The sequence below is a fragment of the candidate division TA06 bacterium B3_TA06 genome (assembly GCA_005223075.1).
Classification (GTDB): domain Bacteria; phylum Hydrothermota; class Tepidihabitantia; order B3-TA06; family B3-TA06; genus B3-TA06.
This window is the reverse complement of the sequence record NJBO01000011.1, coordinates 57,421-78,538: the sequence shown is the minus strand read 5'-3', so window position 1 is coordinate 78,538 and position 21,118 is coordinate 57,421. Positions and strand designations below refer to the sequence as shown.

At 53.1% G+C, this 21,118-nt stretch carries 23 protein-coding genes; 17 read left to right on the top strand and 6 right to left on the bottom strand.

Going from position 1 to position 21,118, the window contains the following annotated elements; all coding sequences use genetic code 11:
• Positions 1-541: 541 nt before the first annotated feature.
• From CEE36_07630 to CEE36_07615, 4 genes are all read left to right on the top strand, one after another.
• Complete coding sequence (locus CEE36_07630; GenBank protein ID TKJ42085.1) at positions 542-1,750, top strand: hypothetical protein; 1,209 nt, start codon at positions 542-544, stop codon at positions 1,748-1,750.
• A 92-nt stretch (positions 1,751-1,842) separates the two neighbouring features.
• Positions 1,843-2,514 carry a hypothetical protein gene (locus tag CEE36_07625; protein ID TKJ42084.1) on the top strand — a complete coding sequence of 224 codons (672 nt, stop codon included), beginning with the start codon at positions 1,843-1,845 and terminating at the stop codon, positions 2,512-2,514.
• A complete protein-coding gene (locus CEE36_07620; GenBank protein ID TKJ42083.1) occupies positions 2,412-3,236 on the top strand; it encodes a nucleotidyltransferase in 825 nt (274 codons plus the stop codon). The genes CEE36_07625 and CEE36_07620 overlap by 103 nt, the downstream gene beginning before the upstream one ends.
• Complete coding sequence (locus CEE36_07615) at positions 3,237-4,271, top strand: hypothetical protein (protein TKJ42082.1); 1,035 nt, start codon at positions 3,237-3,239, stop codon at positions 4,269-4,271.
• A gap of 365 nt (positions 4,272-4,636) precedes the next feature.
• On the opposite strand, the gene CEE36_07610 is transcribed toward CEE36_07615, so the two are convergent.
• Together CEE36_07610 and CEE36_07605 are read right to left on the bottom strand one after the other, a co-directional pair.
• On the bottom strand, positions 4,637-5,917 hold the full coding sequence (locus tag CEE36_07610; protein TKJ42081.1) for a radical SAM protein: 1,281 nt from the start codon (positions 5,915-5,917) through the stop codon (positions 4,637-4,639).
• Positions 5,918-6,170: 253 nt separating this feature from the next.
• Entirely contained in the window at positions 6,171-6,383 is a 213-nt protein-coding gene (locus CEE36_07605; protein TKJ42080.1) for a hypothetical protein, read from the bottom strand.
• A gap of 295 nt (positions 6,384-6,678) precedes the next feature.
• Between CEE36_07605 and CEE36_07600 the strand changes: the two genes are divergently transcribed.
• The 13 genes from CEE36_07600 to CEE36_07540 all read left to right on the top strand — a co-directional run bounded on the left by CEE36_07600 (position 6,679) and on the right by CEE36_07540 (position 18,233).
• Positions 6,679-7,767 carry a fructose 1,6-bisphosphatase gene (locus tag CEE36_07600; protein TKJ42079.1) on the top strand — a complete coding sequence of 363 codons (1,089 nt, stop codon included), beginning with the start codon at positions 6,679-6,681 and terminating at the stop codon, positions 7,765-7,767.
• Positions 7,767-8,627: an acetyl-CoA carboxylase, carboxyltransferase subunit beta gene (locus CEE36_07595; GenBank protein ID TKJ42078.1), complete on the top strand. Its 861-nt coding sequence runs from the start codon at positions 7,767-7,769 to the stop codon at positions 8,625-8,627. Before CEE36_07600 ends, CEE36_07595 begins: the two co-directional genes overlap by 1 nt.
• Before the next feature lie 170 nt (positions 8,628-8,797).
• Positions 8,798-10,240, top strand: a complete 1,443-nt coding sequence (locus CEE36_07590) for a radical SAM protein (GenBank protein TKJ42077.1) — start codon at positions 8,798-8,800, stop codon at positions 10,238-10,240.
• Between the two features lie 81 nt (positions 10,241-10,321).
• Positions 10,322-10,924 carry a hypothetical protein gene (locus CEE36_07585; protein TKJ42076.1) on the top strand — a complete coding sequence of 201 codons (603 nt, stop codon included), beginning with the start codon at positions 10,322-10,324 and terminating at the stop codon, positions 10,922-10,924.
• A gap of 175 nt (positions 10,925-11,099) precedes the next feature.
• Entirely contained in the window at positions 11,100-12,752 is a 1,653-nt protein-coding gene (locus CEE36_07580; protein TKJ42075.1) for an AAA family ATPase, read from the top strand.
• A gap of 407 nt (positions 12,753-13,159) precedes the next feature.
• Positions 13,160-13,297 carry a 50S ribosomal protein L34 gene (locus CEE36_07575; protein TKJ42074.1) on the top strand — a complete coding sequence of 46 codons (138 nt, stop codon included), beginning with the start codon at positions 13,160-13,162 and terminating at the stop codon, positions 13,295-13,297.
• The gene (locus CEE36_07570; GenBank protein TKJ42073.1) at positions 13,288-13,647 is read left to right on the top strand and encodes a hypothetical protein; all 360 of its coding nucleotides are present in this window, start codon (positions 13,288-13,290) and stop codon (positions 13,645-13,647) included. The genes CEE36_07575 and CEE36_07570 overlap by 10 nt, the downstream gene beginning before the upstream one ends.
• Positions 13,640-13,846, top strand: coding sequence for a membrane protein insertion efficiency factor YidD (locus tag CEE36_07565; protein TKJ42072.1), 207 nt, complete (start codon positions 13,640-13,642; stop codon positions 13,844-13,846). The genes CEE36_07570 and CEE36_07565 overlap by 8 nt, the downstream gene beginning before the upstream one ends.
• A gap of 4 nt (positions 13,847-13,850) precedes the next feature.
• Positions 13,851-15,620: a hypothetical protein gene (locus CEE36_07560; protein ID TKJ42071.1), complete on the top strand. Its 1,770-nt coding sequence runs from the start codon at positions 13,851-13,853 to the stop codon at positions 15,618-15,620.
• Positions 15,554-16,039 (top strand): hypothetical protein, encoded by a 486-nt coding sequence (locus tag CEE36_07555; protein ID TKJ42070.1) that lies wholly within the window; start codon positions 15,554-15,556, stop codon positions 16,037-16,039. The genes CEE36_07560 and CEE36_07555 overlap by 67 nt, the downstream gene beginning before the upstream one ends.
• Positions 16,029-17,363 carry a tRNA uridine-5-carboxymethylaminomethyl(34) synthesis GTPase MnmE gene (gene trmE / locus CEE36_07550; protein TKJ42069.1) on the top strand — a complete coding sequence of 445 codons (1,335 nt, stop codon included), beginning with the start codon at positions 16,029-16,031 and terminating at the stop codon, positions 17,361-17,363. The genes CEE36_07555 and trmE overlap by 11 nt, the downstream gene beginning before the upstream one ends.
• 13 nt (positions 17,364-17,376) lie before the next feature.
• A complete protein-coding gene (locus CEE36_07545; GenBank protein ID TKJ42068.1) occupies positions 17,377-17,778 on the top strand; it encodes a hypothetical protein in 402 nt (133 codons plus the stop codon).
• Positions 17,775-18,233 carry a PTS fructose transporter subunit IIA gene (locus CEE36_07540; protein ID TKJ42067.1) on the top strand — a complete coding sequence of 153 codons (459 nt, stop codon included), beginning with the start codon at positions 17,775-17,777 and terminating at the stop codon, positions 18,231-18,233. Before CEE36_07545 ends, CEE36_07540 begins: the two co-directional genes overlap by 4 nt.
• 58 nt (positions 18,234-18,291) lie before the next feature.
• On the opposite strand, the gene CEE36_07535 is transcribed toward CEE36_07540, so the two are convergent.
• The 4 genes from CEE36_07535 to CEE36_07520 are packed head-to-tail and all read right to left on the bottom strand — an operon-like array spanning position 18,292 to position 21,106.
• Positions 18,292-18,873 carry a hypothetical protein gene (locus tag CEE36_07535; GenBank protein ID TKJ42066.1) on the bottom strand — a complete coding sequence of 194 codons (582 nt, stop codon included), beginning with the start codon at positions 18,871-18,873 and terminating at the stop codon, positions 18,292-18,294.
• Positions 18,866-19,384: a hypothetical protein gene (locus CEE36_07530; GenBank protein ID TKJ42065.1), complete on the bottom strand. Its 519-nt coding sequence runs from the start codon at positions 19,382-19,384 to the stop codon at positions 18,866-18,868. The genes CEE36_07535 and CEE36_07530 overlap by 8 nt, the downstream gene beginning before the upstream one ends.
• Positions 19,381-19,776: a hypothetical protein gene (locus CEE36_07525; protein TKJ42064.1), complete on the bottom strand. Its 396-nt coding sequence runs from the start codon at positions 19,774-19,776 to the stop codon at positions 19,381-19,383. Before CEE36_07525 ends, CEE36_07530 begins: the two co-directional genes overlap by 4 nt.
• 1 nt (position 19,777) lies before the next feature.
• On the bottom strand, positions 19,778-21,106 hold the full coding sequence (locus tag CEE36_07520; GenBank protein TKJ42063.1) for a selenocysteine lyase: 1,329 nt from the start codon (positions 21,104-21,106) through the stop codon (positions 19,778-19,780).
• Between the last annotated feature and the right edge of the window lie 12 nt (positions 21,107-21,118).

Below are 21,118 nucleotides of genomic sequence, written 5' to 3'. Positions count from 1 at the left end.
CTTAGGCTGCACCTTCACCAGCGCAGTACCGCACTTGGTGCAGTAGTTAAGGTTGTCATCCTCGTCGTACTTGCAACTCGGGCATACCTTATTGGCAAACGCCACTGCTCCAATGAGCAGGATACCGAGTGCGATAAGAATCTGCGGTTTCATGCATCCGTCCTTTCGTTTAGATTGCACCGGATGTCTCTCGATAACAGCCGACCCTGGCTCGTGTTGTTAACGTATAACTATAGGCTGAAAACCGACGACTGTCAAGAGATTTGGCACCCGGAAGTGCCACGATATTCAGCGAATAAGTATCACCTTTGTCTTTTCACCCCACACGTCGTCTGCTTTGCAGCCGCGCGGGGACCCCGAAGGACTATCTTAGGGTGTCAGAACAACTTTTTGCGTCGTGCTCGGACTATTAGATACCTCCCTGATAAAGTAGACTCCAGGCTTGTGGCCCTGACCCTACACGATTACACCCGCAGGCCTTCTTTTTGATCGATACAACTCCCACCGGTTGACTTCCGATTCTCACAGGATAGAATTTCCAATGGTGCAAGGTTTAAGGCTGGGTATCTACCTTCATGATCGCTACCGAGGCGATGGGAACTTTACCGTTTCCAACTCCGAATCGCTGAACTTCATCCGAAGGTTAAAACTCGCTGACCAAATCTCCTTGGCTGTATCTGTCACCCCTATCCGGGATATAGATCCTGAGAACTACAGGGTCGTCGTAGAGAACCTTGGTATCAAACTTTTCCCCCTACCTGGCTGGCGCGACCTTGCGCAAAGCATTGTTTACCTACCCTTTTCACTAGGTCGTATCCTAAAAGCAGCCCGTGGTTTGATTAAATCAAGTGATATACTATGGCTCCGTATACCGGCGGTGCCCGGCTTTTTTTTCTGGTGGTTAGCCCGTAAGCAACGCAAACCTTTAATAATTCATGTAGCCGGGAATGTCCTGCTTTCCGCCCGTACATCCAAATATAAGGGCCTTCGTCTTTTCGCAGTAAAGTTAGCGTCGTACGCGTTACATCTGTTAATTCGGTGGATAACATGCTATGGTGTTGTCTTGGTCACGGGCGGGGAATTAGAAAAGCTTTTCTCAACCCACCTGTATCCTGCATATCAGCTTGACGATATACTACTCTCTGAAAAGAATCTGCTGGCTCCCAGGAAAACCAAGGGACAGGCAAAGGAGTTGCTCTTTGTTGGAAGATTCGACTACGGCAAGGGGATTGAGCTGCTCGTGGATGTGGTGGAGGAATTACACGTGGATTTTCCCGCCTTGCGCCTACGTTTGGCAGGCAGCGGTCCTTTGTTTGAACCCATCCGTAAAAAAATCGCCGAACGCGGTCTTGGAAGTTACGTTAAGCTTCTGGGTTTCGTCCCTTCAACCGGCCCTCTTCAAAAGCTTTATCGTGAGACGGATATCTTCGTATTGCCTTCAGACAGCTATCCCGAGGGTTTCCCCAGGGTGATCCTGGAAGCATGGGCTCAAGGATTGCCTGTGGTGGCTACCCGTCTCGCCGGCATCCCCTACCGCGTGAAGAACGAGGTAAACGGAGTGTTGGTTACACCAGGGAATCCCAAGGAGTTGCACGACGCCCTGCGCAAGCTTCTACAAGACGCAGACCTGAGATATCGTTTAGCTGAAGGTGGATACGAGACGATAAGATCTTCGACGTTTGAGAACCAAGCTCGGCGCATCAGAGAGTTATTGAATCGGTATTACCCAAACCTAGGTATCCATCCTTGATCTAAATCCTGTGATCAGCACGCCATTGATGGAAAGAATCGTATCCTTGCCCCCATATGTTGACAGTTGAACGGTAATCAATAGACTAGCAGATGAGGCAACTCCCACCCTATCTTAAAGAGACCGACGCATGGAGCACGGTTATCTTTGCAGACCCTCTCGGCATCCCTCTGGCGAGGTTGCTTTCCTATACCCCGATCCATCCTAATGTAGTTACCGTAGCTAGTCTTCTGCCAGCACTTGCGTGCGTGTACTTCTTCTGGCGCGGCGATCCCCTGTCCCTTATCTGGGGAGCGCTTCTGTTTCAGTTCTCATGGATCCTGGACTGCACCGACGGCAAACTGGCCAAGATTACAGGTAAACAGACCAAGTTAGGAGCAAAACTCGATCCTGTGATCGATTTGGTGCGCAAGCTCTTCGCGCTGCTAGCTTTATCATGGGGCGTCTATCGTCAGTTCGGAACCACATGGCTTCTTTGGACCACTGGAGGAGTCCTATTTCACTACGGGATTCACTTTTTTGCCCATCACACTCCGCCACGCCTCAGCCAGAGCAAAATACCCCAAGTCCTGCCTGAGAGGCACATCATCCGCAGGGTGGGGCAGCTCTACACCGCATACGACGAGCAGTTCCTTATCCTGTTCATAGCACCGCTTCTTGCATGGCTTGTGGAGCATCTACCCACATATATGATCTGTGGGGCGAGCTTCCTCTATGGGATCAACGCCCTTGCAATCAAGATCAAGATGAGGCGAAGCCGATGAAGACGATCATCCTCGCAGGAGGTGAGGGGCGCAGACTCTACCCCCTTACCGCAGATAAGCCCAAAGCCCTTCTTGATGTGGGGGGACGGACAATTCTTGAACGCTCACTTGAAAGCTTTAGATCTGCAGGCATAGGACACGAGGAGATTATCATCCTTTCCGGACATGCGGCTGGGAGATTGAAGGAAGCTGCCCCTGAATGCAGATTCATCCACAACGAGATTTATGCCTCAACGAATAACATCTACTCGCTCTGGCTCGCCCACGAAGAGCTTGCCGGTGAGGAGTTCCTGCTTCTGAACAGCGACGTTTTGTTTGCTCCCCGGATGGTGAAGGGTATACTCTCTGCAGATAAAGAAAGTATACTCATGGTTGACGATGTGCATCCCCTGGCGGAGGAGGAGATGAGGGTGATGGTGGATGAGGATAAAAGGATTACCGCCATCTCAAAGGAACTCGATCCAAAGGTAAGTGAAGGGGAGTATATAGGGCTTGCCAGATTCGGGAAGGGGTTTTCTAAGGCGTTCTTTGAGAAGATGGACGAGATGATTGATGCGGGTCAAACTGACGTTTGGTATGAGCAAGCGATAGCCCAGATACTGGATGAACACCCCCTCTACGCCTTGAGCACCAAAGGATTGCCCTGGATAGAAATCGACACCTTTGAAGATTTGGCTCGCGCTGAAGAGGTGGCGAGAGCCATTGAAAGAGAGGAGGCGTAGATGCCTATATTTGGAAGCAACGTCTCCTTGCCTATCCTGGTGAGGATTGAAGATAACTTGCTAGATCGGGTTCACGAGCTTCTCTGTGAATCCAACCTGCTCTTCACCAGGCCTTTGATAGTTACCATGAGCGAGACTCTGTCTATGGCCGAGAAGGTGAAGGCCGGGTTTGCACAACCATACATTCATGAGATAGAAGACAACTCCTATCCCCAGGTCGAAGCGGTTGAGGCGGCTATTGATGAACTTCGACCCGACGTGCTCATCGGGGTAGGCGGAGGCCGGGTGGTAGACGTTGCCAAGTTCGCAGGTTCCCGTCGCATACTGCCAGTGGTGAGCGTGCCCACCTCGCTTTCAAACGACGGGATCTCATCACCTGTAGCGGTGATTCTTTTCCGCAAAGGCACTCGCAGCGTTGGGGTAAATATGCCAACAGCGGTGCTTGTGGAGCTTGAGTCTGTAAGCAGCGCGCCGCAGAGAAACCTCAAGGCAGGTTTGGGGGATCTTCTGTCCAACATCTCCGCAACAAACGACTGGCTTCTGGCTTATCGCCGCATCCATGAACACTACGACACGGTGGCCGCTCTTCTGGCGCGCAAATCCGCATTTGAGATGCTGGATGCGAAGCGGGTGAATTTTGAGGAGATCTCGTTCTTGCGTATCCTCGCCGAGGGTTTAATGCTTTCCGGGATCGCAATGGGCATCGCGGGAACCAGCAGGCCATGCAGCGGAGCAGAGCATCTTTTAAGTCATGCCTGTGATGAGCTTTATGAGTGCGAATCGTTACACGGCGAACAGGTGGCGATGTTCGCAATCCTTACCTCTATATTACAGAAGGAGCCCTCCCAATCAGCTCAGGCGGAGTTTCTGCAAACCAACGAGTTGATCGCTACCCCCAAGGACGTCGGGTTAGGGTTCGAGGATTTCAAGAAGATCGTCGCACACGCCCCTTCCACCCGTCCCGGCCGGTACACGGTGCTTGATGAGGTCTCGGAAGCGGATATCGAGAAGGCCTTTCGCAAGGCGTACGGTTAATGCTCCTTTTGCCCCCTTGAGCAAAAGATCGCAGGAGAGAAGACTTTTCGGGGTCCCGCGGCGTTGCGAAGCAACGGCATGGGGTGCAGATTCCTCCCCCTTGACGGGGGAGGTTAGGAGGGGGCGAAATCTAGTTGCACAAAAAGACAACCGGGGCTAAAGAAATATTTTTGATATGAATGCTACGACTTCATCCCACAAATCCGCATCGCATCAGGTCAAAACAGAAGGCAACGACGCGGTCGTCGCACTGCATAGAGAAGGAAATGTGTGTGGTGATTTATTGGGGTCCCCGCGCGACTGCGCAGCAGGCGTGTGGGGTGTATATTGGGGTCCCCGCATGGATGCGTAGCAGACATGTGGGGTCAAAAGAAGACCTGCTTGCGGTCGTTGATGAAGAGGGCGGCAATCGGGCCTTTAATCAGGTTGCGCCAGATGAAGTCTGCGCCATCCTGACGCAGCCCTCCCCAGATGAGTCTCGAAAGACCCTTATGGATGAAGTCAATAGGCCTGACAAGAAGTTTTATTATGGTATTCTGAAGGTAGTGCATCTGTGTCGGTGAGATGTGGGGATGCTTCCAGACCAGGTGTTGTAGTTTGTAATGACTGTATGTGTGGTCAATGATACCGTAGCGGGAGCTTAGCTTGTCCCACAACGGTGTCTGAGGGAAGGGTGTGATGATGGATACGGCGTGGGCGTCAAAACCCGCCTGTTTGAGGCGAGCAGCATCCTGTAATGTCTGCTCAGCGGTCATGTCCTCGTGTCCGGTCATAAAGTAGCCTATCCGATACATGCCGTGCTTTTCGCTCGAGCGGCGGCAGAACTCGAAAACCTCTTCAGGGTTCTGTCGCTTGTTTACCCCGTCGAGAGAACTCTGGCTCATGGACTCCACGCCGACAGATGGGATGCGCAGCCCGCGTTCATGCCATGTATCAAGATTGCGCACAAACAGCGAGGCGCGCGACTGAGCCCACCAGCGGAACTTGTAACGGGCAAACAGACGCGTAAGCTTATCCGTAAACTCGGGGTAGATGCCGAAGAGTTCATCCATGGGAAACAGGTAGGTGACCCCCAGCTTCTTGTAGTAGCGCAGGACTCGCTCGATGCTTTCGAGGTTGATCGTGAAGCGGTGGCGCTCGAAGACAGGGGTCTGACAGAATGAACACTTGTAAGGACAGCCGTGCGCGGTGTATAAGAGGCCGAACGTAAGTGCGCGTATACCGGGGATGAGGGAGAAATGAACCATCATCACCGGATGCTGGATATCTTCGGGCCGGACCCGATAGCCGAAGACCTGGGCGATATCATCCTCCGCAGGTCCGATAAAGACACGATCCACCAGCGAAGGAATACTGTAGTCAAGCGCTCCGTAGTTGCCGGCCCATATCTCGCGCACCCCCTGACGCCGAGCCTCGGCCACCATCCTGCGAATCTCGCCGATCTCGTTCTGGTAGAAGCTGAACCCAACCACGTCCCAGCCTTCGCGGAGCCTGGCAACATACTCACGCCACATGGGATACTCAAGTATCTCGACTTCAGGTACGTTCTGCTTGATGAAGCGCAGCCCGGGGCTTACCCTGCGCGGCGCGTTTGCGATGACAACGTAGTCGCCCCGAAAGCGCCGGTAGACGGTGCATAAAAGCACCTTGGGATTGGTTGAGATGCCCTTCGTCAGAGCCGCCCTGCCATAACTTCTCCCTGACCCGGGAAAAGCAAAATCGTAATCATAATGTTAACGTATGCTACTGAAGGATTTCAATCTGTCAACCAGGGTTCGTCCATATGAACTTCAAGGGGTCATTTTGGCCTAAAAAAAGGGGGACAAAAGGTGGACAAATAATGGTCAGAAGTTGGACAGGGCTGGGGTGAAGATATCCAACCGTTGATGGCTCACCACTCTATTTCACTGCGGTGTGCGGCGGTAGCCCTTTGTAACGCGCCACATAAATCTCTTCTACCTGTTCTGAGAATTTCTCCAACCTTAGCGGAGACGTCTGTTTTGGAATATCCTGATCGATCGTACCATCTTCTGGATTCCAGAGCAAGTAGGGGCGGACTTTCAAGTCCGCCCGATTAGAAAGACCCATCGTTGCGGGCTCGGAGGCCAACATCGAAGGAGCCTACCGGAAAGCTTGCCCATAATCTTCCTTTCGTAACCCCCGGGGTAAAGGATCTAATAAGCTACGTACAAGGAGGCAAGGAGGAACTTATTAACAACATGCGGCTTAATCCCGCTCTTTGATCTGTTATTCTGCGATCTTTTGTCCTCTGGACAAAAGGAGCATTCGATTCGGGGTCCCCATGAAGTTTTGTAGAAACTTCATGGGGTGATTTTAGGGTTGACATCATGGTTATCCGACCTAATATTGGGGTAAATTCTAATCTCACGGAAATCAAGGAGGATTAATGGCTAAGATAACGCTTTCCGTCATCAAGGCCGACGTCGGCGGCTACGTAGGCCACTCGGCTTCTCACCCTGAGATACTTGCCAAGGCCGAGGCGATGCTTGATGTGGCTAAGCGCGACGGAAAGTTAATTGACTTCTCGGTCCTCGCCTGTGGCGACGATCTTGAATTGATCATGACCCACACACACGGCACCGATGCAGAGGTAATCCACAAGCTGGCCTGGGATACGTTTGTTGAAGGGACAGAGGTTGCCAAGAAACTGAAGTTGTATGGAGCGGGCCAAGACCTTTTAGCCGACGCGTTTTCCGGCAACGTTAAGGGTATGGGACCGGGCTGTGCGGAGATGGAGTTTGAAGAGCGCCCCAGCGAACCGGTAATAATCTTCATGGCCGACAAGACCTCTCCCGGTGCGTGGAACTATCCTTTATACAAGATATTCGCCGACCCATTCAACACCGCAGGTCTGGTTATTGATCCCTCCATGCACGACGGTTTCATCTTCGAGATCAACGACCCTTACGAGAACAAGAAGGTAGGGCTCAACACCCCGGAGGAGATGTATGATCTCCTGGCGCTGATCGGCAGCCACGAGCACTACGTGGTAGATACCATCTATCGCAAGGACGGGCTCCTGGCGGCCAAGGCGTCTACCCAGAAGCTGGCCCTGATCGCAGGCAAGTACGTGGGCAAGGACGATCCGGTGATGATCGTTCGCGCCCAGGCCGGTCTGCCGGCGGTGGGCGAGGTTCTGGAACCGTTTTCATTCCCCCACGTGGTCTCAGGCTGGATGCGCGGCTCACACAACGGCCCTCTGATGCCTGTAAGCTTTGCCAATGCGACACCTACTCGATTTGACGGGCCTCCGAGGGTAATCGCCGCAGGATTCCAGCTTGCCGAGGGCAAGCTCATCGGCCCACGCGACATGTTTGACGATCCCTCCTACGATAAAGCCAGGGCCATGGCCAACGAGATAGCCGATTACCTGCGCCGTCACGGTCCGTTCGAGCCGGGCAGACTGCCCGAGGCCGATATGGAGTACACCACCCTGCCGCAGGTGCTCGAGAAACTTGCCGATCGGTTCTCCTAGTGTTTTCACGCAAGAACCTGCGCACCGCCCGTAACACCCGCAAGAAGACCAAGCTCAAGGACGGGCTGTGGCTGAAGTGCGAGAGCTGCGGCGAGATACTCTACCGCCGGGAACTCGATCAATCCTGCTGGATCTGCCCCAAGTGCAACTTCCACTTCCGGATCGGGCACCGTAAATACATAGAACTTCTCCTGGACGAAGGTGGACTGGAAGAGGTGGATAAAGGCCTGGTGCCTGTTGACCCTTTGCGCTTCCCCAAGTACAAGGAGAAATACAGATCCTCACGCAAGAAGACCGGCATGGAAGAGGGGATCGTTTCAGGCAGGGCTGTAATTCAAGGGATAGAGGTTATCTTCGCGGCCACGGACTTCGCGTTCATGGGCGGGAGCATGGGGTCGGTTGTGGGCGAGAAGGTTGCTCGCGCGGCAAGATTGGCTCTTGCAGAACGCAAGCCATTCGTGATGCTCACCGCCTCAGGCGGCGGCGCACGCATGCAGGAGGGGATCCTCTCTCTCATGCAGATGACCAAGACCTCGGCTGAGGTGGCCCTTCTAAAGCAGGCGCACATCCCCTACATCAATATCCTGACCCATCCGACGATGGCCGGTGTTATGGCCTCGTTCGCTTCCCTGGGCGACGTAATAATCGCCGAACCCGGTGCACTTCTGGGCTTTACCGGCCCCCGTGTGATCGAGCAGACTATAGGCGAGAAGCTTCCGCCCGGATTCCAGCGATCGGAGTTTTTATTGGAGCACGGTTTCGTGGACATCGTTTGTTCCCGCCGCGAGCTTCGCGAAACCTTAGGCAGGGTGTTAAGTATTCTTACCGAGCCCTACAAGGAGCAGTCGCCGCAACCGTAAATTTGGAATGTCTTTGGGATTTAACAGGCGGCCACAAGACCGCCTGTTTTTATTAACTCACCTTGACATCACACATCTTTCTCCTATAATTGAGTTATGTAATTAACTGACCGGTCAGTTAATTACCAAAAAACGTTACGCGGCTTTTATCCAAAGAAAGGAGACGAAGAATGAATCCTCTTCAAAAAAGGTTGATCGCCGAGGGAATCAAGGCAGCAGTTAAAAACCCCCGCCTCGCCAGTACACTTCTAAAACCACTCAGGGCAAGAATCAAAAAGGGAATTATGGGTGCCCAACCTACGAACCTACCCTACCTCACTGAAATAAAGACACAGTTTCTTGTGAATCTGTTTGAGCAGTCTGCCAAGAGCATCCAGAAGGGGTACTTTTCCCCTGAGTATGCCGAAAGGGTACGCGAGACCCTTGTAATGGATGGGTTCCTCAGCGAAAGGCGACCCAAAGTCCGGAAAGAATACGAGGATAAATACGGGATAGAACCTCCTAGCTTCTGTTTGATCTCTCCCACCCAGCGCTGCAACCTTAAATGCACAGGATGTTACGCGGCCTCGGAGTCAACCACCCCTGCTACACTGAACTATGAGGTGTTCACCAGACTGCTCCATGAGATGCGCGATCTGATCGGGTCGAACTTCATCGTGATCTCCGGCGGCGAGCCCTTTATTTACAACTCCCAGGGCAAGACCCTGCTTGACGCCGTGGAAGAATTCTCCGATATGTTTTTCCTTGTTTACACTAACGGAATGGCGCTGACCGAGGAGACGGTGGAAAGGATGGCTAAACTGGGAAACATAACCACGGCGATATCCGTTGAAGGCTACGAGAAAGAAACCGACGCGAGACGGGGAAAAGGCGTCTATGCGAAGATCATGGATTCAATGGAGAGGCTGAGGCACCACGGCGTTCCCTTCGGGACATCCGTTACCGCAACCAAGAACAACGTTGAAATCCTGCTGACCGACGAGTTCTACAAGCACCACTTCGAGGAGCTGGGTGCGGTGTATATGTGGATGTTTCACCTGATGCCTATCGGGAGGGCCAAAGATACCATGGATCTGATGATCTCTCCTGAGCAGCGCGTTGCGCTTTACAACCAGTGGGAAAGGATGCTCTTCGATAAGAAATACTTTGTCGGAGACTTCTGGAATAGTGGTGCGGCAGCGTATGGCTGCATTGCCTACGCTAGAGCGGGCGGATACTTCTACGTCGACTGGAACGGGAACATCATGCCTTGCGGGTTCGTGCCCTACTACAAAGACAATCTCTACGACCTGTACAGAGAGGGCAAGACGATCGCAGACGCGCTGATGTCGGATTTATTTGTAAGGGGAAGGAAATGGCAGCACGAATACGCATACCATCAAGCCCAACCCCATAATTTGCTTGCCCCCTGCTCTATCCGCGACCACCACAAAAACTTCAGAGAGAATATCCTGGACAACAGCGCGAAGCCGGAGGACGAAAATGCAAAGGCAGCGCTCGAAGATCCTGAATACTACAAGAGACTGGTGGAGTTCGATGAAGAACTTGAGAAGCTCACCCAACCCATCTGGCAGGAGCGCTACCTTAAAGGCCTGAAACGAACCTCACGATGATGCCGCACCTCAATCCGGTACAAACCCGGGGAAAAAGCAGCTTGACAGGGCTGCTTCCCCTACTATAATGGCAGGTTGGTTATGTCTGAACGTTCGCGAAGAAAACCAGGAGAGATACGCCGCCGGGAGATTCTTTCTGCTGCAAGAGACCTTTTTTACGAACAGGGCTTCGATCAGGTTGGCATGGAGGATGTGGCTAAGAGGGTAGGGATCACAAAAGCGGCGGTCTACTTCTACTACAAGAGCAAGCTTGAGCTTTTCATAGCGATGATTAAATCATCACTTGACCAACTAGTGTCAGATCTCAAGGCTGACCTTAAGGACGAATCGAAAAAAGGGGTTAAAAACCGCCTTGATGCGGTACTCCACTCGCTCAGCCGGCATGTCCCTCTGATCTCAAGCATGCGCAGGCTTTTCGAAACCGGAGGAACGCCAGTCGTTCCTACACGCCATATGATGCTTTTTACGAAACGTATCACTCCCAGCATTGAGGAGGTAAAAGAGGTGCTGACCTCTGTTTTCTTCAGAGCGCAGAAGGCAGGTGAGGTAAGAAAAAATCTAGCCCCCCAGACGCTGGCAATGACCCTTCTGGGGTTTGCATCTTCGGTAGCTGGAATCGAAACGGGCTTCGCGACAGTGAGAGAAATTTTTCTTAAAGGAATCCTCGTAGAGGAGGCTGGGTAAGAAAAAACCCAGGTGGGCTTTGCCGTCGTGAGCTGCGCGATACCTTAAGATATTGTAGAGGCACGGCATGCCGTGCCCCTACTTTTATTGCGACCACGCATTTTTAATCCAAGGAATCTTCCCATATAACGAGCAAGATTGACTCGCCAAACGATAATCACTATAATGTGCGTCCATGATTAAGATCAAGCTGGGACGCGACGCAACAAGAGAGGTAAAGAAGGGAACGTCGATCACCGAACTGGTTCCAGCGGGCCAGCCGGTTATCGCAGCCAGGCTGGACGGCAAGCTGGTCGGCCTCAATACCCCGCTCACCGAGGATGCCAAGATAGAGTTCGTCCTGGCCACAGACCCGGAAGGACTCCGGGTTCATCACGAAAGCCTGATCTTCGTTTTGACCATGGCCGCCAAACGCGCCTTCCCTGACGCACGTTTGGTGGTTGAGCACTCCACCTCCAAGGGATTCTACTGCACGTTGAGGATGGAGCGAGCGATGGATAAAAACGATGTGGAGATACTCCAAGTCAAGATGCGGACTCTGGCGGCGAAGGATATTCCGATCACCATGAAGAAGGTCGATCTCAATGAGGTAACCGAGATCTGCCGCCGCAACAACAACAACTCCAAGCTATCGCTCCTTGAGTGCACCGAAAAGGAGACCTTCGTTATCCACGAATGCGGCGATTTTGCCGACTGGAGCCGCGGACCCTTCGTCTCATCCACCGGCTCACTGGCCTCCTTCGAGCTGCGTTACTACCCACCCGGCTTCATCCTGCACTTCCCTACGCCTGAAAGCTTCCCTGAGCTTCCACCCTTCGTGGAGCAGCCAAAGCTCTTCCTTGTGTTCCATCACTACGAGGAGTGGGGCGAGGCGCTGGGGATCTCAGATATCGGGCAACTCAACCGTCTCATAAGGGGCGGCAAAGGGTTGGAGCTGGTGAACGTGGCCGAGGCTCTGCACGAGAAGTCGATCGCCCGCATAGCGGACGAGATAGCAGGAACACCGATACTTCCACGCATGGTGCTCATAGGAGGACCTTCATCGGCGGGAAAGACTACGTTCGCCAAGCGCCTGGCTGTGCATCTGCGGGTTAACGGTTTGCGCCCCCAGCCGCTTTCGGTGGACGACTACTTCTTTGATCGCTCACGCACCCCACTCGACGAAGAGGGTAAACCCGACTTCGAAGTCCTTGAAGCAGTTGATCTTGAACTCTTCAACCAGCAGCTTGTGCTTCTTCTGGAAGGCAAGACCATAGATAGACCTCGCTTCGACTTTGAACGTGGCAGGCGTTATTTCGACGGAGCCACCCTTAGCCTGGCCCAGGACGAGATACTCATAGTGGAGGGTATCCACGCCCTTAACCCCCGCCTGACCGCAGCCGTGCCAAAGCATCTCAAGTTCAAGATCTACGTCTCGGCGCTGACCCAACTCAACTACCATGATCAACGCATCATCTCCACATCGGACACAAGGATGCTGAGGCGGATGCTACGTGACTACCGATACCGGGCTCATACACCTACCAAAACCCTCCAGCGTTGGTCCAAGGTGCGCAGGGGCGAGGAACGATACGTCTTTCCCTACCAGGAGACGGCGGACGAGATGTTCAACTCAGCTTTGATATACGAGCTCTCGGTGATGCGCAACAAAGCCATGAAACTTCTTCATACGGTCCGCACCAAGGGTCTTAAAGCGGAGGCGGAACGCATAATATCGCTTTTGGAACTCGTTACCCCCATGGACGATGCCGCGGTACCTCCAGCTTCTATCCTGCGCGAGTTCATAGGCTCAAGCGTCTTCCGCACCCGTCCCGCAACACACCCGTAACCCGTAACACCCGTAACACACCACCCGTACCCCTTTACCCGACGGGGGCACAAGCAGGGCATTTTCATTACTACTTGGAGCTAACGCTCCGCTCACAAGGAGATACCCTTGCGGGGCATCTCCATAACTTCCTGGGGCTAACGCCCCTTAATCAAGGACATAACACCCGTAACACCCGTAACACTACCAAGAAGAAACGCACTAGCTAATGCTTCCTTAAAGCTGCGCAGCTTTAAGGGGCAAAGAAAGATACAGTCTCCCCTGCGATCTTTTGCCCGTAGGGCAAAAGGAGCATTTATTTCGGGGGTCCCCATCGGGTCGTGTAACGACCCGATGGGGTGTAACGTTTGACTTCCCATTATTTCACACTATAATCCTACTCGCAGTCTGACGAAAGGAGAATGTTCATGCCGAAAAGGACCTATCAACCAAGCAACCTTAAGCGCAAACGCAGGCATGGCTTCCGTAAACGCAACTCGACCTCCACAGGTCGGGCAGTGCTGAAGCGTCGCCGTGCCAAGGGCCGCAAACGCTTATCGGCGTGAGGTTGAAGTTGAATACCGCTCGCTCTGAAAGTCTGCCGCGCTCTGAGATTCTTCGTGGTGATAGAGGTATAAGGGCCGTCCTGGCCGCCGCGCCGCTGTCCAGTGGAACCCTCATGGCTTATTTCATTGAGGGGCCACGCCGCAGGGTAGCTTTCTTTGTTCCGAAAGGCATCGGGAAGGCGGTGGCTCGAAATCGTTATAAGCGCCGCATGCGTGAGATATACAGGCGAATGAAGAGAAAATTCCCAGAGGGCGTGATCATCTTCAGGTTAAAAAACGAGGCTGAGAAGGATGAGCTTTGCCGGTCTTTCCTCCTATGCGCCCAAAAACTGAGGGGGAAGGGTGCGTAGGGTGCTTATCTGGCTCATTCGTGCCTACCAGATCATCTTTGCCGGAGCCCCGCGCAGTTGCCGATTCGAACCCACTTGTTCAGAGTATGCAATCCAGGCGATAAAGCACTACGGTGCCTTCAAAGGAACGGCCAAGGCCGCATGGAGGATTCTGCGCTGCAACCCGTGGAATCCTGGCGGATACGACCCTGTGAGGTAGTAACGTGAGTGATGGACAACAAAAAAGAAGCAATATCTGGTCGACGATCATTGTTGTGGTGTTGGTTGCAGGGATGCTGCTTATATTTAACTTTTTAAGGAAAGGCTCAGGTGGATGTATGGGTGAGCCGGCAGGTGAACAATCAACGCCTGCTGCGGCTGCAGTTGGAGCAGGCACCAAAGAACCAACCACCGGCAGGGGATCGGAGGAGCGAGCACAGGAGGGGCCTAAAGCGGATTCAATAACACTTGAGAACGAACACCTCAAGCTTTCATTCCTTGCATGGCCATATCATCCAGGCTTCAGGATCACGAGGGTGGAAATCAAGGACTTCACCCGCAAGAAAGAAGCCACAAGTACTGAACGAATACCAGTCAACCTTCTTGAGGAGTCAGGTTTTGAGGTGCTGGGCAAGAAGGACACCACCCTTGAGGTCCTCAAGCTTGGTGATCGAAGTGATAGCTCGGTGACCTTTATTTGGGAGGATACACTGGGTAAGGAAAATCGCATTACTGTGATTCTGGCCGAGCGGGAGTTAGCGGTTATCCAGTCGGATTCGCTTGCTGCGCTCCTCTTCCGTTGTCCAGCCGGGCTTGTGCCGACCGAAGCGTTCTACGAGTATGATTCTAAAAAGAGAGCTTGGATTTACAATGGGGATAAGACAGAAATCGGTCTTTACCAGGTCTACTACCGGGATGGCCAGAGGGAGGTTAACTATCTGAACGCCAAGCGGATCGGCCAACTAAAGAAAGGCAACCGCGAGATCGAGCCCGGCCCTTACGAGTGGGTGGCGCTTCGTTCCAAGTACTTTACCGCAATCATATTGCCATCAGAACCTGTGGTTGGAAAGATAATCCCCAGCGTAACCAAGAAGCAACGTATCGGTCTCTCATTCGACATTGAAGGAGGCCGCGAGTTCAGGCTTTACTTCGGCCCTCAGGACTACAACATACTGACAAAGATGGGGCACAAACTGAACCGGATTGTCGAGCTGGGTGGCTCGGCTTTCCGCTGGCTGGGTGTCATAATCCTCAAGATATTCCAGTTCCTGAACCACGTTATAAAGAACTACGGGGTAGTAATCATCGTCTTCTCTATACTTATCAAACTCATCTTCCTGCCGCTTTCACAGGTGCAACAGCGTTCAATGCAGAAGATGCAGGTGCTGCAGCCCAAGCTTAAGGAACTCCAGCAGCGCTTCAAGGACGATAAAAAACGCCTGAACGAAGAAACCATGAAGCTCTACCGCGCCCACGGTGCTTCACCTTTCAAGGGCTGCCTGCCCATGCTCATCCAGCTGCCTGTATTCTTCGGGCTTTACGCGGTGCTTCGTAACGCCATTAGCCTGCGCGGCGCGCCCTTTGTCAAGCTGTTCACGGTAACTATTGTCAAGAACCCCGAAAAGGCCATCAACATCTTTAACTTCATTAGAATCCCCGCCGGCGAATTAACGTGGCTGGCGGATCTGTCTCAGCACGATCCCTTCTACATCCTTCCGGTACTGATGGGCGTGGCCTCTGTAATCCAGAGCCTGCGAACCGCCACCGACCCACGAAATCGCCTAATGACCTTCATAATGCCGATTTTGATTACTGTAATCTTCCTTAACTTCCCTGCAGGACTACAGTTATACTGGTTTGTTTTTAATCTCCTCTCCATTCTGGAGTTTGCGATTTTCAGGAGAGGGGTACGATCTGGAGGAACTCAATGGCAGAAGGACCGAACCAGCAAGATGCCTTCGGTGAAGAACTTGCCGAAGTCCTCTCGCAGATAGTCTCGCTTGCTGGTTTCCGCGCGCGCATAGAATGGCGTAAACGCAGTGAGAACGAATACTACGTCAACGCCCGTACGCGGCGCTGGGATGGTCTGCTCATAGGTCGGTTGGGCGAGACCCTGCGGGCGCTTCAGCTGGTGGTGCAGTCGATACTACAGCACCGTTGCGGGAAGACGCCAAACGTTATAGTTGACGTCGGCGGTTACAAGCAGCGGCGTGAGAACTTCCTTCGAAAGAAGTCCATGGCCATAGCCAAGATAGTAAAAGAGACCGGCCGTGAGATGATGCTTGATCCATTGACTGACAAGGAACGCAAACTGGCAGAGCAAACCCTGGCCGGTATAGAGGGCGTGCGTTCCTACACCATAGGCACCGGCTATCGAAAGAACGTAATCATTGCACCCGTTGATGCTCCTTGAACGCCTTCAAGATGTTATAGTTGCTCCAGCCACCCCGGGTGGCCGCAGTGCGTTGGCAATAGTGCGGGTCTCAGGACCCAAGACGCTAAGGATGTGTGATCAGATCTTTAAGGGGCGTAAACGTTTGACCGGAGCACGAGGGCATCAGCTGCTCAACGGATTCATCGTCGAGGGAGAGGAGATCGTAGATGAGGCCCTAGCCGCGGTTTACCGGGCTCCTCACAGCTATACCACCGAGGATACGGTCGAGTTCTCGCTCCACGGCAACCCGCTTATAGTGGATCGGGTAACCGATCTTTTGATCGGGATCGGCGCTCGCCTGGCTCGTCCCGGGGAGTTTACCGAACGCGCTTTTCTTCACGGCAGGCTGGATGTAACCCAAGCTGAAGCGGTGCTTGCCACGATCGAGGTCCGAACCCTGAAGGGTGTCAAGGCCGCCGTGGCACAACTACGAGGGGATCTTGCAAAAGAACTAGAGGGTCTTTCAGACCGGCTACGCTGGCTCCTAACCATCCTCCAGGCTCAACTTGAGTTCCCTGAAGAGGACATCCCCGAGGAGTCCCTTGAACCCATGTTGGAGGAGCTCATCGCAGACACCCAAAGGCTAGAGCGGGCGTTTCGCCGGGGGCGCAGCCAGCGTAAGGGCTTGGCGGTCATGATTCTCGGACGTCCTAACGTCGGCAAATCTACCCTCTTCAATGCCCTTCTGGGTGAAGAACGTTCTATCGTAACCACTGTGCCTGGAACAACCAGGGATCTTGTAACCGGAACCCTGCGTTTCCCAACAGGCCAGGTTCGCCTCTTCGACGGCGCAGGGATTGGAATCGCAGAATCGCTTCCCGATCAGTGCGCTGTCCGACGTGCAATAGAGGCGGCCAATCGGGCGGATTTCATCTTGGTTATCCTTGATGCGACCTCAGGGTTTGTCCCGGCAGACGCTGAACTCCTAAAGCTTTTAAGAACAAAACCAGGCATGATCGTATGGAACAAAACAGACGCCGTGAAGGAGGTTCCTCCCTTAGAAAACGTCGCCGGCGAGCCTATAGGGATCTCTGCCTTGAAGAGAAAGAATCTCTCCCCTCTCCTGGATCGCCTAAAGGAAGAAGCATCAAGCCAGGGAGAGACGTTCTTTGCCAATCGCTTTCAGGAAGAGCGTCTGGAGCATCTGGCCGTGCATCTGCGGTCTGCTTTGGACGCGCAGTATCTGGATATGAGAGCAAAGGAACTGCGCGAGGCGCTTGCCGATGTCACAGGCACTGACCGTCCGGCTCTTGACCAACGCATACTTGAAGAGATCTTTTCACGCTTCTGCGTAGGAAAGTAGGAGGTTATCTAAAGTGTATAGACGTGTGCTTTGCTATGTTGAGGCGGACGAAACCCGCCTCGAGGAACTTGAGGGGCTCCTGGATCTGGCTTCCCAGCTGCAGAGCCGCCTGATAGTATTGGCGGTATTGCCAGAGGAACCCGAAGAGTCGACAAAGGAAGAGAAGGAAAAACGGGACATCCTCGAAGACAGAATATGGAATTTCCTGTATCAGATCGAGGACGTGGCATTCGGAAGGGAACTTAAGATCTCACTTATGCTGGAGGAAGGCAAGCCGGAAGAGACCATCGCCTCGGTGGTTAAGAGCTACGAGGCAGACCTCTGTGTCACCTTCCCCTATAAAGAACTTGATGCCGAGCTTCTTTTGCAAAAACTCGGCCCAACTCCACTGCTCATTTTCAACCAGGAGGGATGATGATTCGTATATCAGAGGCTATCCGAGAAGAAGGAATTGTGCTTGATCTTAAGGCACAGGAAAAGGTTGCCGTAATCAAGGAACTGGTCTCGGTCATGGTAGATCTGGGGTTAATCCAGGACGAAGAAACATTCCTTGTCGACATCCTTAAGCGGGAGAACCTGGAAAGCACAGGTATCGGCCTTGGTGTAGCAATACCCCATGCCAGGACAACCGCGACCAGTGAACTTCTTCTTGCCTTTGGCCGCTCCGCCAAGGGGGTTGACTTCAACTCGCTCGACGGCAAACCATCCCACCTTATCTTCCTCATAGCTGCACCCGAGGAGAAGAAATCACACTACATCATGGCGCTTGCCAGGCTCTCAAAGATACTGCGTAAGGAAGAGATGCGCACCAGGCTGTCAAAAGCAGCTACTCCGGCAGAGGTCATGGAAATCCTCAAAGAGGCCGAGTAAGGCAATCACAACCCATGCGCTGGAAAGAAACGACCCTAGGTCGTTTCTTTTTTATAAATCAGGGCTGAGGTCGAACGTCAAGCAGGATACGCTTGGCAAGAACCGCCTCGGAACCGAATATCTCCTCGGCCTTGTCGTAGAGCAAGATGAACAACTGAAGAAAATACTCGCGGATCGCTTCTGGTGCAGGGAATGGCTCTGAGATATGAGGGGTGATCCCTTCCCAGCTAAGTCCAGGCAAGGCATCGTTAAGCTCGCCAGCCTCTTTCAGGATGGAATCGATCTCGTTCTCCCAAAAATCAGCGTCATGCTCGACGTCAGAGAAAAGATCTACAAAAAGCGCCAGGCGATCCGCCTGATGCTCTAGATACCTTTGCAGCGTCTCGCTGCTGTAGAGGAAACCCGTTTGCACAAGCCAGGCTATCGAGTGAAGTCCAACCTGGTAGTCTAGCCCCGAGGCCAGGATTGCCTCGCGAGCACTACGTTTGCCGTCAACCGTCTCAAGGATCAGTCTGTCTTGCTTGCGCAGAGCCTTGGGGGTCAGCTTGCTCTCTTGGCTGCTCCTGAACAACTTGGCCTCAAGGGAGCCTATGACAGCCAAAGCCTTCCGAGCACCGAAGGTCAGTCTTCGTTTATTCATCCACAAGCCTCCTTAGCTTTTCAAAAGGAGAGGGTTTTAGGCGGGTGTTGCACTTGCAATTTTCACGATTCAGATTGGCGCCGCACGAAGGGCAAAGTCCCCGGCAATCCTCGCTGCACAGCGGCGCAATCGGCAAAGCTAGAAGAAACATATCCCTCACGATGTCCCTCAGATCAAGCACTTCTGAGTAAAACTCCAGATCGGTTGCATCCTGCTCATCTGCATCTTCTTTATTCTTCACCTCGGGCAGGAAGGTCACATCGGCCGAGGCGCAAATATCCTGCCGCATCGACTCACCGCATCGTGAACACGAAAGCTTCAGGCTGGTTTCGAGATCAAGATGAACATCGATCCTGTCACCGGTGCGTTCAAGAACGATCTCGCAACGCAGGGGCACAGAAAAGGTATACTCGGCAAGATCGAGTTCATCTATATCCGCCTCGATCTCGAAGCGGTTGGAGCCTTCTGCAAGCTGGCTGGGCAGGAATACCAGCGAGGAGTCACGGCTCATGAGTCTAGAGCCTCCATCATCCCGAGGACTAAAAGTTCCCTCGCGCGCTTGAAGTGCTCGAACCCCTCCGGGCTCGAGCCGCCCAGAAGCCCCTCGTAGGAGGCAAGATCAAGCGCCGCGACCGCCTCACGATCCTTACCTGCGGCTGATCTGCACAGGATATCCGCAGCCACGAACATATGAGGGTCGCAAAGCGCGCACATGAATTTTATCTTGCTAAGACGCTTCCCATCCAGTTTCCCGTAGAGAAAAAGCTGATCCTTATTGCCCTTACGGGGACAAAGCTCTCCCTTGATTTCCACCTCGGCGCCTTCTATCTTCCCCATAAGGCTTTCACCCGGATTTGAAAACAGCTCCTTGAAGTAACGAATAATTACAGGTTCTTCTGCCAACTCAGCCCCCTGTAAGGGTCGGCAGTTCGGCTATCTCCTCAAGTATCTGGCTCATCGTAGAGGCAAAGAGCTCAACCTCTTCAAGCGTATTGTAGAGATAGAAGGAAGCGCGGAAGAGTGTGGGACGAAAACCCGGCCAGATGCTGTCAAACTGGGGCTCGTGTGCGTGATACCAGGAGTGGACGCAGAAGGTTCCCTTACGGATCATGATGTTGGCTCTCCCGTCAAGCTTCTCGTCAATGTCAGGTTCGGAATCCGAGAAACGGGTCGCAGGTTTTAGCAGATAGAAGGTGCATATCCCTGAACGTTCCCCAGGATCACTGGGGCCAAGGATACGGATCTCGGGAAATTCGGAAAGCTTCGCTGTAAGTGCACGGTTGAGCACCCGTTCATGTTCTGCGATACGTTCAGACCCGACCTCGGCAAGGAAGCGCGCGGCCGCACCTGCGCCGATGATGCCGGCGTAGTTCTGCAAACCGGCCTCGAACTTATAGGGCGAGCGGAAGTAGCTAGAATGTCCAAAGAGATGGGTGTCTTCTACCGTGCCTCCACCAACAAGGAAGGGCTGGATCACCTCTTCATCGTTGAGGATCTCCTTTCGTCCGTACAGCACCCCCACACCCGTAGGTCCGCACATCTTGTGGATAGAGAAGGCGATAAAGTCAACACCCAGTTCTTGAACGTTGACCCGTTTATGCGGCACGCTCTGCGCGGCATCCAGGAACACTAAGGCATCAGGATTATGTGCCTTCGTGAGCTTAACTACCTCTTTTATTGTCGCGTCAGGGATAGCGGTTCCGTCAAGGTTAGAGCTGTGACAAAGACTCACCATGCGCACCTTGCCTTGCTCTTCGTCAAGAATCTTACGGAACTCCTGGAGGCTGAAGCGGCTTTGCTCGTCCGAAGGGATGGCACGGTGTCGGGAGATCGTGCTTCGTTCTGCAAGCTCCTGCCATGGGCAGAGGTTTGAGTTGTGCTCCTTGTCGGTGGTTAAAACAACATCATCTGGATTCCATCGCAGCGACTGCGCCACCAGATTAATCGCCTCGGTGGTGTTCTTGGTGAATACAATCTCCTTTACGCTTGATGCGCCGATAAGCTGTCTTATGGCCTTCCTGGACTCCTCGACCCCTTTATCCACCTGGGCAGCGAACCAGTGGGTGCTGCGCTCGCCGCAAGCCGGATATCGGTTGTAGTAATCAAGGATAGCATCAATAACCGGCTGAGGTTTAAGCGTCATGCAGGCGTTGTCGAAATAGATCGGCTGCCGCCCTCCTCGCTCCTGATTTAAGGATGGAAACAGATTCCGGTAATCTTTGAGTTCAGACATCCCCTAATCATA

What these genes read in the sequence shown, in the direction of transcription:
- CEE36_07630 (TKJ42085.1), top strand. Translation starts at nt 542, where the DNA reads ATGGTGCAAGGTTTAAGGCTGGGTATCTACCTTCATGATCGCTACCGA.
- CEE36_07625 (TKJ42084.1), top strand. Translation starts at nt 1,843, where the DNA reads ATGAGGCAACTCCCACCCTATCTTAAAGAGACCGACGCATGGAGCACG.
- CEE36_07620 (TKJ42083.1), top strand. Translation starts at nt 2,412, where the DNA reads ATGGCTTGTGGAGCATCTACCCACATATATGATCTGTGGGGCGAGCTT.
- CEE36_07615 (TKJ42082.1), top strand. Translation starts at nt 3,237, where the DNA reads ATGCCTATATTTGGAAGCAACGTCTCCTTGCCTATCCTGGTGAGGATT.
- CEE36_07605 (TKJ42080.1), bottom strand. Translation starts at nt 6,383, where the DNA reads ATGTTGGCCTCCGAGCCCGCAACGATGGGTCTTTCTAATCGGGCGGAC.
- CEE36_07600 (TKJ42079.1), top strand. Translation starts at nt 6,679, where the DNA reads ATGGCTAAGATAACGCTTTCCGTCATCAAGGCCGACGTCGGCGGCTAC.
- CEE36_07590 (TKJ42077.1), top strand. Translation starts at nt 8,798, where the DNA reads ATGAATCCTCTTCAAAAAAGGTTGATCGCCGAGGGAATCAAGGCAGCA.
- CEE36_07585 (TKJ42076.1), top strand. Translation starts at nt 10,322, where the DNA reads ATGTCTGAACGTTCGCGAAGAAAACCAGGAGAGATACGCCGCCGGGAG.
- CEE36_07580 (TKJ42075.1), top strand. Translation starts at nt 11,100, where the DNA reads ATGATTAAGATCAAGCTGGGACGCGACGCAACAAGAGAGGTAAAGAAG.
- CEE36_07575 (TKJ42074.1), top strand. Translation starts at nt 13,160, where the DNA reads ATGCCGAAAAGGACCTATCAACCAAGCAACCTTAAGCGCAAACGCAGG.
- CEE36_07555 (TKJ42070.1), top strand. Translation starts at nt 15,554, where the DNA reads ATGGCAGAAGGACCGAACCAGCAAGATGCCTTCGGTGAAGAACTTGCC.
- trmE (TKJ42069.1), top strand. Translation starts at nt 16,029, where the DNA reads ATGCTCCTTGAACGCCTTCAAGATGTTATAGTTGCTCCAGCCACCCCG.
- CEE36_07540 (TKJ42067.1), top strand. Translation starts at nt 17,775, where the DNA reads ATGATGATTCGTATATCAGAGGCTATCCGAGAAGAAGGAATTGTGCTT.
- CEE36_07535 (TKJ42066.1), bottom strand. Translation starts at nt 18,873, where the DNA reads ATGAATAAACGAAGACTGACCTTCGGTGCTCGGAAGGCTTTGGCTGTC.
- CEE36_07530 (TKJ42065.1), bottom strand. Translation starts at nt 19,384, where the DNA reads ATGAGCCGTGACTCCTCGCTGGTATTCCTGCCCAGCCAGCTTGCAGAA.
- CEE36_07520 (TKJ42063.1), bottom strand. Translation starts at nt 21,106, where the DNA reads ATGTCTGAACTCAAAGATTACCGGAATCTGTTTCCATCCTTAAATCAG.